General features: G+C 38.1%; 19 protein-coding genes and 1 pseudogene. 17 read left to right on the top strand and 3 right to left on the bottom strand.

Annotation, left to right across the window (positions count from 1 at the left end):
• Nucleotide 1: 1 nt before the first annotated feature.
• Complete coding sequence (locus tag AACL31_RS19745) at nt 2–406, top strand: helix-turn-helix domain-containing protein (RefSeq protein ID WP_310513089.1); 405 nt, start codon at nt 2–4, stop codon at nt 404–406.
• Nucleotides 407–495: 89 nt separating this feature from the next.
• Here AACL31_RS19745 and AACL31_RS19740 read toward each other — a convergent pair whose 3' ends face one another.
• Nucleotides 496–864 carry a hypothetical protein gene (locus AACL31_RS19740; RefSeq protein WP_339053573.1) on the bottom strand — a complete coding sequence of 123 codons (369 nt, stop codon included), beginning with the start codon at nt 862–864 and terminating at the stop codon, nt 496–498.
• 349 nt (nt 865–1,213) lie between these two features.
• Between AACL31_RS19740 and AACL31_RS19735 the strand changes: the two genes are divergently transcribed.
• Nucleotides 1,214–1,660: a pentapeptide repeat-containing protein gene (locus tag AACL31_RS19735; protein ID WP_339053572.1), complete on the top strand. Its 447-nt coding sequence runs from the start codon at nt 1,214–1,216 to the stop codon at nt 1,658–1,660.
• A 14-nt stretch (nt 1,661–1,674) separates the two neighbouring features.
• Entirely contained in the window at nt 1,675–1,932 is a 258-nt protein-coding gene (locus AACL31_RS19730; protein WP_310513665.1) for a hypothetical protein, read from the top strand.
• 73 nt (nt 1,933–2,005) lie between these two features.
• Here the strand turns inward: AACL31_RS19730 and AACL31_RS19725 are convergent, their stop codons facing one another.
• Nucleotides 2,006–2,464, bottom strand: coding sequence for a coiled-coil domain-containing protein (locus tag AACL31_RS19725; RefSeq protein ID WP_339053571.1), 459 nt, complete (start codon nt 2,462–2,464; stop codon nt 2,006–2,008).
• Nucleotides 2,465–2,565: 101 nt separating this feature from the next.
• On the opposite strand from AACL31_RS19725, the gene AACL31_RS19720 reads away from it, so the two are divergent.
• The 14 genes and pseudogenes from AACL31_RS19720 (at nt 2,566) to AACL31_RS19655 (ending at nt 9,716) form a co-directional block, all read left to right on the top strand.
• Nucleotides 2,566–3,363 (top strand): antA/AntB antirepressor family protein, encoded by a 798-nt coding sequence (locus AACL31_RS19720; RefSeq protein ID WP_310513587.1) that lies wholly within the window; start codon nt 2,566–2,568, stop codon nt 3,361–3,363.
• 1 nt (nt 3,364) lies between these two features.
• Nucleotides 3,365–3,685, top strand: a complete 321-nt coding sequence (locus AACL31_RS19715) for a hypothetical protein (RefSeq protein WP_339053570.1) — start codon at nt 3,365–3,367, stop codon at nt 3,683–3,685.
• Nucleotides 3,686–3,882: 197 nt separating this feature from the next.
• A complete protein-coding gene (locus AACL31_RS19710) occupies nt 3,883–4,032 on the top strand; it encodes a hypothetical protein (RefSeq protein WP_290607096.1) in 150 nt (49 codons plus the stop codon).
• Nucleotides 4,029–4,325: a hypothetical protein gene (locus AACL31_RS19705; protein ID WP_310509880.1), complete on the top strand. Its 297-nt coding sequence runs from the start codon at nt 4,029–4,031 to the stop codon at nt 4,323–4,325. The genes AACL31_RS19710 and AACL31_RS19705 overlap by 4 nt, the downstream gene beginning before the upstream one ends.
• A gap of 2 nt (nt 4,326–4,327) precedes the next feature.
• A complete protein-coding gene (locus AACL31_RS19700) occupies nt 4,328–4,993 on the top strand; it encodes an ATP-binding protein (RefSeq protein ID WP_339053569.1) in 666 nt (221 codons plus the stop codon).
• The gene (locus AACL31_RS19695) at nt 4,990–5,565 is read left to right on the top strand and encodes a DUF669 domain-containing protein (RefSeq protein WP_310513102.1); all 576 of its coding nucleotides are present in this window, start codon (nt 4,990–4,992) and stop codon (nt 5,563–5,565) included. Before AACL31_RS19700 ends, AACL31_RS19695 begins: the two co-directional genes overlap by 4 nt.
• 17 nt (nt 5,566–5,582) lie before the next feature.
• Nucleotides 5,583–5,759 (top strand): hypothetical protein, encoded by a 177-nt coding sequence (locus tag AACL31_RS19690; RefSeq protein WP_310509408.1) that lies wholly within the window; start codon nt 5,583–5,585, stop codon nt 5,757–5,759.
• 24 nt (nt 5,760–5,783) lie between these two features.
• Nucleotides 5,784–6,029, top strand: coding sequence for a hypothetical protein (locus AACL31_RS19685; protein ID WP_339053277.1), 246 nt, complete (start codon nt 5,784–5,786; stop codon nt 6,027–6,029).
• An 86-nt stretch (nt 6,030–6,115) separates the two neighbouring features.
• Nucleotides 6,116–6,814: a hypothetical protein gene (locus tag AACL31_RS19680; RefSeq protein WP_339053568.1), complete on the top strand. Its 699-nt coding sequence runs from the start codon at nt 6,116–6,118 to the stop codon at nt 6,812–6,814.
• 11 nt (nt 6,815–6,825) lie between these two features.
• A complete protein-coding gene (locus AACL31_RS19675; RefSeq protein WP_310513203.1) occupies nt 6,826–7,395 on the top strand; it encodes a hypothetical protein in 570 nt (189 codons plus the stop codon).
• A gap of 206 nt (nt 7,396–7,601) precedes the next feature.
• A complete protein-coding gene (locus AACL31_RS19670) occupies nt 7,602–7,850 on the top strand; it encodes a hypothetical protein (RefSeq protein ID WP_339053509.1) in 249 nt (82 codons plus the stop codon).
• 1 nt (nt 7,851) lies between these two features.
• On the top strand, nt 7,852–8,463 hold the full coding sequence (locus tag AACL31_RS19665) for an MT-A70 family methyltransferase (RefSeq protein ID WP_339053567.1): 612 nt from the start codon (nt 7,852–7,854) through the stop codon (nt 8,461–8,463).
• Between the two features lie 27 nt (nt 8,464–8,490).
• Complete coding sequence (locus AACL31_RS19660) at nt 8,491–8,718, top strand: DUF4224 domain-containing protein (protein WP_310512690.1); 228 nt, start codon at nt 8,491–8,493, stop codon at nt 8,716–8,718.
• Nucleotides 8,699–9,716, top strand: a pseudogene (locus AACL31_RS19655) (integrase). The gene AACL31_RS19660 and the pseudogene AACL31_RS19655 overlap by 20 nt, the downstream one beginning before the upstream one ends.
• Before the next feature lie 1,005 nt (nt 9,717–10,721).
• On the opposite strand, the gene ubiF reads toward AACL31_RS19655, so the two are convergent.
• Entirely contained in the window at nt 10,722–11,903 is a 1,182-nt protein-coding gene (gene ubiF, locus AACL31_RS19650) for a 3-demethoxyubiquinol 3-hydroxylase (RefSeq protein ID WP_310512691.1), read from the bottom strand.
• Nucleotides 11,904–12,006: the final 103 nt, after the last annotated feature.

Genomic DNA, 12,006 nt, shown 5'->3' with positions numbered 1-12,006 from the left:
AATGTACCGTATCAGCAAGCTCCTTAAAGATAAAAATTGGAGCCAGCGTGAACTCGCCCAAAAAATTGGTGTGACACAACAAACAGTACAACAGTGGATATCAGGGAAAAGCACACCAAAACCAGCAAGTTTAGATAAACTATCCGAGGTAACAGGATATGATATTGACTGGTTTTATCGCTTACCTGAAAAAGACGAGGAAATACCCTCAATTGAAAATCCAAATAATTTTAATAGTCATAATATTGATAAACGAGGTCAACAAATTTTATCACTGATATATGAGCTACCAGAAAAAGAAGTAGTAAAGATTATGAGTGAGTTAAAAGATAAGACAGATTATTATAGAACTCTATTTGAAGAGTTAAAAGTTAAGCACGAATCAAAAAAACACCAACTATTTTAAATTAAATTCTTCTTCCGTAAATTTCATCGCCCTCAATAACAAGAAAAAACTATTGACATAAACAATATTTTATTGTTTAATCAACCTCATCAACTCACTGCAACAGGCAAACGCCAGACAATACCCCGAGTTATCTGAAACCTTGCCAAACCTTGCCAAACCTTGCCAAACCTTGCCAAACCTTGCCAAACCTTGCCAAACCTTGCCAAACCTTGCCAAACCTTGCCAAACCTTGCCAAACCTTGCCAAACCTTGCCAAACCTTGCCAAACCTTGCCAAACCTTGCCAAACCTTGCCAAACCTTGCCAAACCTTGCCAAACCTTGCCAAACCTTGCCAAACCTTGCCAAACGTTGCTAAGTAGCCAGCCTGAGGTGTATGAACATGAAGGCAAGTGACGACCGTTAAGCCGTACCGCTCTTTAACACCCTTACGCTGAAAAAGCGAACCATAAAACACCCAAACAGTCGGTTTTGGGGTGTGTGAAAAACACAAATCATCGTTGAGTCGCGTTTCTATACCAGGGAAATATCAACCTTGATACCTATCCGGTTATCTCCGGCACACACCGCCAAAACCCATTGTCAGGAGGTCATATGTGTAACTAAGGATGTGTGAATACGGCTCTGCGCTCGTGGGACAGTCAACACTATAAATTATCTTTCAAATAGCTAATAGCGTTTGATTGCGTTTACCCGTCCGTCATGACTGTAAGCGGACACCGAGAGGCACTCGGCATACATCCTATCTCACACAAATGTATAAGACCTAATCAGGTCTTTTTTATTGCCGAAATTAAGGGTAAAAAATGAACAGCGATGAATTAAGAAAAATACTTGATGAACATAAAGTTTGGGTAAAGTCGCTTGGCGAGGATGGATCTAAGGCCGACCTGTGTAGAGCCAACCTACGTGAAGCCGACCTATATGGAGCCAAACTACGTGAAGCCGACCTACGTGGAGCCGACCTACGTGGAGCCAACCTATTTGAAGCCAACCTATATGGAGCCAACCTGCCAGAGTTTACATTTATGATCATCGGTGAAACCTATCCAATCACAATCACAAATGGAGAATATCTGCGTGCTGGATGTCAGCATCATTCGGTAGAGAAATGGCGGCAATTTACCAAAGAAGAAATCTCAGGGATGGACGGTAGAAAAGCACTTGAATTCTACCCTCGTTTACTTGATATTTTAGATTTCTATTTAGGTGAAGGTCTGCGTCCTGATTGGACAAACAAAACAGCGCAATAAGAAGGACTCTGCTCATGAAACTCGATAATCCACGCATTGTAACAGCGAAACATCCCAATATGGGCAATTTGGTTGGAGTAACTAATGGTAGTCGTCATTTGAGCGATGCAAAATACTTAAGCAGCATTGATATATGGAATGACGACGACATGGAAACAAGAACTTTCAAGGAAATTATACAGTGCTTAACAAAAGAAAATGAGCGTCTTAAAAAAGAGAATCGAAGGCTGATGAAGATATATCGTGAAATTGGCGGGCTGTGCAGGACTTGAACCTGCAACCGAAGAATTAAATCCCCTGCTATACCATTCAGCTAACAGCCCAATGATAATTATAGTGCAAGAATTAGAAGAATTTCAGTATTGCCGTTGCAGCACTAATAGTCACAACGATTACACCACCAAGTTTTAAAAGTAATCCAGTAGCAATAGTTTCAACGTCTTTACGAATCAACGCTATCTGACCATCAGTTTTCTCAAAACGTAAATTCATCTCAGCAGATAAGTCTTTGCGAACATCAGCTATCTCAGCAGATAAGTCTTTACGGACAACAGCTATCTCAGCAGATAAGTCTTTGCGAACATCGGCTATTTGAGCTTCATTTTTTTCGAAACGAGCAGCCATGTCTTTGCGAACATCAGCTATATCACGTTTGACTTCGGTAATATCAGCTTTAGTCGCTACATCAACCGCTTCGTGCGATTCACGAACAGCCAGAGATATAGCTTTTGCCTGGTCTTTAGGTAAACCAGCACCTTCAAGCGTTTCAACAAATTTTAATGTATCAAATGCAACTTGACCCATAGGGAATCCTCCTTTTTGGTAAGTATAACGGATTTCAGGTTCAATCTGCAAAATCTTTCACGTTAATACCTTCATTCGTTTCATTACGGAGAAATATTTTTATGTCAAAATTACATCAACTGATTGCAATAGAAACTAATAGTATTAATGGCGAAACTGTCCAAACGGTTAATGCCCGTGATTTACATGCGTTTTTGGAAAGTAAGCAGGAGTTTGCTAATTGGATAAAAGATCGCATTCAACAATATGGTTTTATTGAACATCAGGACTTTTTGATAAATTTATCAAAAACCCCAAATGGAGGCCGTCCAGCAAAGGAATATCATATTTCCCTCGATATGGCGAAAGAACTATCCATGGTTGAGCGCAACGAAAAAGGGAAACAGGCAAGGCAGTACTTTATTGAATGCGAAAGACAGGCAAAAACTGCTACACATGTTATTCCACAAACACTTCCTGAAGCACTACGGCTTGCCGCTGAAATGGCAGAGAAAGTTCAACACTTGTCGTTAGTTAACAAAGAGCAAAAAACCGAAATCGATAGTCTTAAAAACCTGTTCCAGGTTGGCATGTCACCTGTTCAGTTTTGCAAACAACTTAATGGCGTGAACATCAACCAGATAAATCTATTTCTAGAATCGCGTCATTTTCTCTACGACGCAGAAAAGGATATCTGCAAGCCCCATGTTTGGCGTGTTCACTCCTATGCGAGAGATACGTATCTAACCGAATCACCTTTTATCATGACAAACGATTACGGGCAACGCCAGTGTTACAAAGTTGTTCTGCTAAAAAAAGGCGCTGCATGGCTATATAACCAATACCTCAAAGGTAAGCTACCAATGAAGAAAGACTGGAACGGTGAATTCACCCACGACAAATATAGTCAGGTGGCATAAGATGACGATGAATCAGGACGTTATTATTGCTCGTATCATTGCGGCATCCAAAGATATTTTTACCTGTGAAAAATCCATTGTGACGCTGAAAGATATTTATCATTCTGCTATACGCCAATATTTACTCAAAAATGGTGACCCTAGAGCGAATTGTGGTTCACTTAGCCCAGAAAAACCGGAATACGAAGGGGTCATCAAATATACAAAGCCTCACTATAGAGCGTTAATGAAGAAAAAGCGTGAACTCTATAACGCGCATCGCCGCCGCCGCAGAGCAACACAGGCATTACTCAAATATCAATCAAAGAAAACGGACGAATAAAGACCGGATTCTACAAATTAATCACATCTAAATATCAATTAAGGTTTAAAAACATGAACCAGCTTAAACAGCAGGAGCTTCGCTATATCTTAAATAGTGACAGCTTCTCTCGGAAAGAATCCATAAAAATTATCCCCACCTTGCTAATCATCGCGTTGGCAAGCCTCGTTTTACTGTTAGCAAGATAGGAATAACCCATGACTTTATTTGAATTGACTCAGTTGCTCAAGGAGCAAAGAAAAAGCAATGAGCTTAAGGAGCATAACAAATATGAACATCAACGTGAAGTGCTTGGACAACAAAACGTCCCTATCAGCTGGCAGGATTTTCGAGGAGATTTTACATGAAAATGCCACGATTGACTGATGATAAGAGATGTAAGTCGAAAGAGGAAGCTATTGCTTATGCAATGCAACAAATAGAGGTTATCAAACAAGGTAAAGAACCCTTATCGCCGTCAATGAAAGAAAAACGTCAAGCAATGGAAATGTACGATAAAGAAGCAAAAGAAATAGAAAAACTAATAACCAAAACATCGACAAATTACCAACCGATAAATACAGAAAATAAAAAATACAACCCTTTCATTGGTCAAGAACTAAGAGATGGACCGTTCGGTGGAAAAATCAGAGGTGATTAGATATGGGAACAGCAACATTAATATTAGGTGAGTCAGGAACAGGAAAAAGTACCAGCTTAAGAAATCTTGATACAAGTAAAACGTTAATCGTTCAATGCATAAATAAACCGCTGCCATTTCCCACTAAACAATGGAAATTAAGAAATAGCGCTAACCCTGATGGCAATGTATATCGTACTGACCAAACCGATAATATCGTAGCCGTTCTTAAAAAAGCGCCACATGAAATTATTGTTATTGATGACTATCAGGCTGTGATGGTTAACGAACTCATGGCAAAGTGCAATGAAAGAGGGTATGACAAATTCACATCTATTGGTAAGAATGCCTGGGATGTGTTTAGAGCTGCTGGCGAGGGTTCAGCGCGTCGGCGTGTTTACATCTTGTCTCACACTCAAACCGATGACTTCGGCAGCGTTCGGATGAAAACGGTCGGTAAATTAGTTGACTCAACACTCGTACCCGAAGGGTATTTTACTATCGTTTTGCGAACACATGTATCAAACGGCTCTTACTCTTTCTCAACTCAATCAAATGACAGTGATTGCTGCAAAAGCCCTATGGGAATGTTTGATTCTCAACTCATTGAGAATGACCTGAACGAGATAGATAAAGTTATCTGCAACTATTATGGCATCACGCCACAACAAGAGAAAAATAAAGTATGAATCACAACGTTATTTTTACTTATACAGAAGAATCCGCCCTTGCTGCTTATCAGGGAGGCTTCATTAATGAAACAGGCGCATATGTAATCACTATTACGGAGGCTAAATTAACAAGAAGCGAAGGAGGCGCAGAGTTTATTGAATTCTCGGGTGAATCTGAGGATGGGAAAAAAGTTAACTATCTGAGTATTTGTTGTAAGAAAAATGACGGCACAGTCAACAATTTTGGTCAGAATATGGTCAATGCCATTATGGGATGCGTCGGTATTCAGCGAGTCACCTCGGTTGTTCACAACAATAACCTAGTTGCACCAGAATTTCATGGCAAGAAAGTAGGACTTGTTTTACAAAAAATTCTGAGAACAAAGAAAAATGGTGATGAAAGTTACAGCTTTGATATCCGTATGCCATTTGTAGCAAACACGGGGCAAACGCTTTTAGAAAAAGTTGAAAACAAACCCGCTCAAGCTGTTAAAAATCTATTACGCACTCTGAAAGATAGAGACGAGCGTAGACCAACTAATACGCCAGTAAGCACTGAACAAGTAAATAATGAGTTTACCCCTTTTTAGACGCAGGAGAAATCACCATGTGGATTTTAATCTTAGCCATGTACGCCAGCCCTTACGCATCAAGTAACGTAGCCAGCCTTCATACTCAGGAATTTGACACTGAAAACATGTGTCAATTCGCCGCTAAACAGTTTCAGCGGGAATTTGAAACTTTCAAGGATATCAACGCCAAAGCGATTTGCGTTAAGAAATAAGCTAATTATATCGGAGGTTCAACCATGAAACTTAACATCATCAAATTACTAATCACGACATTATTGTTTATCAGCGCAGCGTTTGCCTTCGAACTGATAGTGGGACATCTTGCACATGCCGATGCCGTCATTGACCCGCAAATCAGGTTTAAACGTGGCGAATTAGGCAATATCCATTTAGGCGGGCAAGAGCTACTGGTTATTAGCATCATGCTAGTGCCAGCTCTTATGGTTTATTTGGGGGTATTCCTCGACACATTGAAGAAATAGTCACAAAACAAGAAGTCATTACCCCACCTAGCTTATTCCACTTAATTAATACTCATTCATCAATTTTAATATTGAAGGATAACTATATGAAAAATTTAATAAATATACAAAATGTTATGCTTCCTAACAGTGAAACAATAGACTCGCAACAATTACTGTTCATGGTTAACGAAACACGAAAAGAATATGGTGAATCACCTATTAGAAATAACGTCTTTATTGATCGCATTAAAGATGAACTTGAAGGAGAGACCTACAAAATTTTTGTAGGTCAAAAAAACGGCGCTGATATTGAAATTATCGAAATGACGCTTATGCAAGCCCTCCGCGTTGCCGCCCGTGAATCTAAAGCGGTTCGCCGCTCGCTAATTGATAAACTGGAGCAGCAAAGTAAACCACAAAGCGCCAATGAAATTATCGCGGCAATGGCATTAGCTAACGTTGCACAGGAGCGTCGGTTAAAGAGTATTGAACATCAGGTAGAGCAAGTCTCAGAAGAAATCGAACATATCAAACAAGGCACTATCCCAGCCGGTTTCCAAGGCTATAGCTATCTGAAAACAAAGTATGGCTTGAGTGATGCGAAATGTCGGCAATTAGTCATGGCGTGGAATGTGCCTTGCAAAAAAGTGCCCCATGTTGCGCCAGGCGGCCAAATTACCCAAATGTCAGGGGTTGATGAAGCAGCCTTTAGAAGTGCACGGCATAACATGATGCTTCAGGCTGAGAAACGTGGCAGTCAGTGGTATCATCCCAAAATGGGGCGCTTTGCTATTTCAGAATAGGAAACTAAATAATGACTGATTTTGTGCCGATATCAACCGGTATTTTTAACGAGAAACAAGGATGTTTCACTTATGCCGATGCTATCAATATGCTCGACTCTGGTAAATTTGATAACGATTTAAAATCTGGATGCACGCTTGTAGGAGCCATATCCAAGGGATGGGAGCATAATTACTTTTCACCCACCGTAGACCAACGTGTAAGTATTTGGCGCTGGATAGTGGCCACTTGCTTTATTATCGAGCAAACCAAAAAGAACGGGATAGTTGAAGTTCAAAATGAGGAGGGTAGCATCGATATTGCGGCGCTTTACGCGAACGACACATCATCAATAACCATTTACCCTGCGGCTGAACGCTTTGCTTTAGCTAATCATGTTGAAAGCATTGCTATTGAGAAGTATGGCAGAGAGCAAGGGCTGGAAATGGCCATCAGGATGTATAACGGTTTTATTACGACTACACCTGAAGACGGGATGATTTTATCTGATTTTGGTCGTGAAAGTCTGACAACGCTCCATGAAGACTATTTAAAGATGCTGCAAGATGAAGGTATACCATTACCTGTCATGGTTCACTAGCAATTACTCAAGAAATCAACCGCTATTTGGTATTTCCGAGCAACTTTAAAAAAGACCAGCGCAAGGCTGGCCAACACCAGGGAAAATGTTGCTGAAATGTTGCTGTTAACCAACACACAACAGAAACAATACTACCATAAATAATTGAATTTGATCAAATTTTGATCAACATTTACATTCATGTAATCAATAACCGGAGAAATACTATGAATAACATCCATGAATACAGAACAACGTTACATCATGTCAAAGCAGGGATGCAGGTTATTTATCATGGTGAGATGATGACAATAATCAGGTTGCGGGAGAAGAAATTAACAAACAAAGGATTGATATATCAATTTGATATCGATGGAGAAAGTGGAACATTAACCGGAAATGGCGGTAATAAAATCACTGTGTTAGAAAAAATAGACGACTTGCATAAAAGTAAAGTTGGTATGTTTAGGAGATGAAGTGAAGTATGACCTGATACTCGCAGACCCACCCTGGCAATACCAAAACAAAGCATCAAACGGCGCAGCACACAATCACTACAACACCACTGACTTTTACGCCCTCACCCGATTACCCATAGAAACCATCGTTAATGATAACTCCGTACTCTGCATGTGGTACACGGGGAACTTTGCGCTGGAAGCTATCCGGTTAGCAGAAGCATGGGGATTTAAAGTCAAAACCATGAAGGGATTTACTTGGGTCAAGTTGAATAAGTTAGCCAAAGAGCGGATTTCTAAAGCTATCGAAAAAGCCAAGCTGTCTGATGCTGATGACTTTCTGGCATTACTCAATGCTGAAACACGCATGAATGGCGGTAATTATACCCGCAGTAATTCAGAAGATTGCTTAATTGCCATCAAGGGGAAAGGACTAGAACGCAAGGACGCTTCCATCAAACAAGTTATCTACGCCTGTCTCGGTGAACATAGCCAAAAACCCAAGGAAGTCCATTACCGATTAGAAAAACTCTACGGTGACGTGAAACGTATTGAGCTTTTTGCTCGTGACAAAGTGCAGGGGTGGGATGTGTGGGGCAATGAAGCGCCTGAGAATAGTGTGAGTTTTTAAATTAGTTCATTAAAAGGAAGAATCAAAATGCAGTCAATATATTTATCTGATGATGAGCTTTCTGTACTTACAGGTTACAAACAGAAGAAATCTCAAATTAAATGGTTAGAACAAAATAAATTACCTCATCTAGTAAATAAATTAGGCAAACCTATTGTTTTCAAAGAAATATTATTTACTAAACAAAGAGTTACTTTTAAACCAGAAGTTGAACCAGATTTTGGAGCTTTGATCAATGGCCAGGAAACGCAATAATAAAGAAGATAACAAATTGCCAAGCAGAGTGTCGAAGAGCAAAAGTTCTTATTATCTAAAAACTAAGGAAAACAAAACTATTATTCTTGGTCCATTATCAATGTCAATGTCTGAATTATGGTCTGTTTATGAAAATAAGATTCATAATATAAAAAAAATTATTATCATTTAAAGAATTATGGAGTATGTATTTAAATAGTCCTCATTTTTCTGAACTTTCAGTTAGATCTCAAAAAGACAAACATCAAGGAGGAAAAAATATTTTAAAAGTTTTTGGAAATATTCATATCAATAATATTAAACCTGAGCATATTAGAAAATATATGGATATTAGAGGAACACAGAGTAAAACACAGGCAAATCATGAGTTATCCTACATGTCTGTCACCTTTAGTTGGGGTTATGAAAGAGGTTACTGTAAAAATAATCCCTGTTTAGGGATAAAAAAGTTTTCATTAAAAAATAGGGATAAATATATTACTAATGAAGAATATAATGTTACATATGACTCTGCATCACAAATTGTCAAAATTGCCATGGAAATTTCATATCTTTGTGCATCTAGAATTGGAGACATTCTTGAATTAAAACATAATCAAATATTGGAAGAAGGAATATATATAAGACAAGGAAAAACAGGGGTGAAACAAATAAAACAATGGACACCAAGACTAAAAGAAACGATTGATTATGCTATTAATTTATTTCCACCTCAAAATATAGAGTCTTATGTTATTACAAACTCAAATGGAACTAAATTTACAAAATCTGGGTTTGATAATCATTGGCGTGAAGCGAAATCAAAAGCAACTAAAACTTTAGGAAGAAATCTTGACTTTACATTTCACGATATAAAAGCGAAAGGGATATCAGATTTTGATGGTAGCTCAAAAGATAAATAACTATTTAGCGGTCATAAAACTGAATCTCAAGTACAAATTTATGATAGAAAAGTAAAAATAACACCCACACTTGACCTTCCTAAATTGAAAAAATGAAAGAATATACAAAAATCAAAAGAATTAACTCATTAAAAAATCAGTAATTTTTAACACAAAAATATACTGTATATTCTTTCAATATGTTTTAACCATTTGATTTAAATAATTTTTTGCTCGGATTCTGATTCCGGCATTCCCAGGTTCGAATCCTGGTACCCCAGCCATCAGCTTTCAATTAGCTACAAAATTAAATAATTTTGCAAAGAATTCAAAAAGAATATCCAGTAAGAATATTTTACTTTCCATAAATTAAATTTAAAAGCAACGATACGACATACTTAATGGCGTGTCTTTTATCTAATTTAAATATGATTTAAAAATGTCGCTAACTGAAGGTGTACCACCAACAGCCAGCTAACTTAGTAAATTAGGCAAATCAAAAATCCCGAGCGGCATTGAATAAGAATAAGTTACATATAAAAAATTATTTTTTGTTAATAATGATTTACCGGCATATCTCTAGCATTTTAGTTAAACATGGCTAAGGGTAAAAAATCCCCAAAGTGAGATAACCTAAAAATCTAATCAAGAATTGTTTGATAATTTATTCAAACAATTACAAACCATCACAAAATAGCCATTGATTACTTTTTATTAATTATTGTAATACGCCTTTGTTTTGCCAAAAACTTAGCTCTATAACCAGTTAAAGAAAAGGAAGTTGATGGTTGATAACAATTAATAACGCCGATGAAAAACAGCGGCGATCTACTTCAAACGCGTAAAATAAAAAGTATCAAAACACAGCTATTAATGTCACAGTAACATGACAGAAATAGTCAAAAACATATGCCAAGTTGGACTACCAACACCAGTAAAAACGATAAACTTTATGAATAAAAACAAACATCTAAATACAGTATAACACGTGAATCATAAAAAAATAACAAAAATAATGTTTTTTTGATCCATCTCACAATTTAATTAATCTTGACATTCTCTCAACCTGAAAAACAGCGTTTCACAACATAACAGTCAAAAAATATCATAATCGACTTTATGTTATAAACCTAAAGCATATTTAAGTAGCTTTTTCTTAACTGTATTTAGTCTTTGTACTAACATTAATGCTAAATTTCGGCCCGATTTTACACCCGCTAGCTGAGAACTAAACAGTGTATAAATAGCATCCATACCTGCCTGCATCAATTTGTTATCTGGCATCCTATCATGTTGATAAGTCAGTAAAGTTTTTCGAGCATAAAAAGGTAATAAATAGGTTTTAGCATTAATCAATACTTTCAACAAACTATCAACATCACGGTAACCAAGATTAACGCCCTGACCAGCAAGTGGATTAATAGTATGAGCCGCATCGCCAATCAAAGCTAGCCCTTCTTCAACATAACGATTAGCATGATGGCGGGTCAGTGGAAAACTCCCTTTAGCAACAACTTGCAGTGAGCCAAAACGAGCAGGGAAAGCTGCCATAATTTCTTGCTTAAGCTGCTCTAAGGACATAGCTTGCAGTTGTCTAATTCGGGCAGGTTTATCATACCAAACCAAACAGGCCCAATGATCAAATAACGGCAAAAATGCTCGTGGACCAGAAGGAAAAAATTGCTGCCAAGTAATATCCTGTTGCGGTTGGTCCATCTTAACTGTAATAAGCAGACATGATTGATTATATTGCCAACCGCTACTGCCAATGCCAGCTAAAGATCGCACCTGAGAACATGCGCCATCAGCCGCAATAACTAACTTTGCCGATAGTTGCTGATTATTACTTAAAGTCATTTCCCACTGTTGATTCTGACGCTGCATTGCTACCAATTTGGCGGGACATAACAAGCTAAGATTGGGATATTGAGAAAATTGCTGCCATAATGCCAATTGCAAAATACGGTTTTCAACCATATAACCCAGTTCAGGTAAACCAAGGCTGTCTGCTTCAAACATCACATGTGAGTTTTCCCCTTCCCACGTTTCTAACCTTCGATAAGGGGCTGCGCGTATATTTAAAACACTATCCCACACACCAAGTTGCTTAAGTAGATCCACCGAAGTATAACTTAGCGCTGAAACGCGTAAATCAGGCTGCTCTAAAGGTTCGAAAGGTGCAGGTTTAGTGTGTTCAAGTAACAGGATCTGCCAACCTTCTTTGGCTAATCCAATTGCCATGGCTGCACCTATCATACCGGCACCAACCACTACAATGTCATAATTTTCATCTATTCTATTCATATCAACTTAGCTATCAATAGTCATCAATCTAATAGTAGGCTTTTCTTAAGTCATTTACTAATAATCTATCCAACATACTGGTATACTGGTCACCGATGCCCCA

This window comes from Arsenophonus endosymbiont of Crataerina pallida, from assembly GCF_964020125.1.
Taxonomy (GTDB): domain Bacteria; phylum Pseudomonadota; class Gammaproteobacteria; order Enterobacterales; family Enterobacteriaceae; genus Arsenophonus; species Arsenophonus nilaparvatae.
This window is presented reverse-complemented; position numbering and strand designations above follow the sequence as displayed.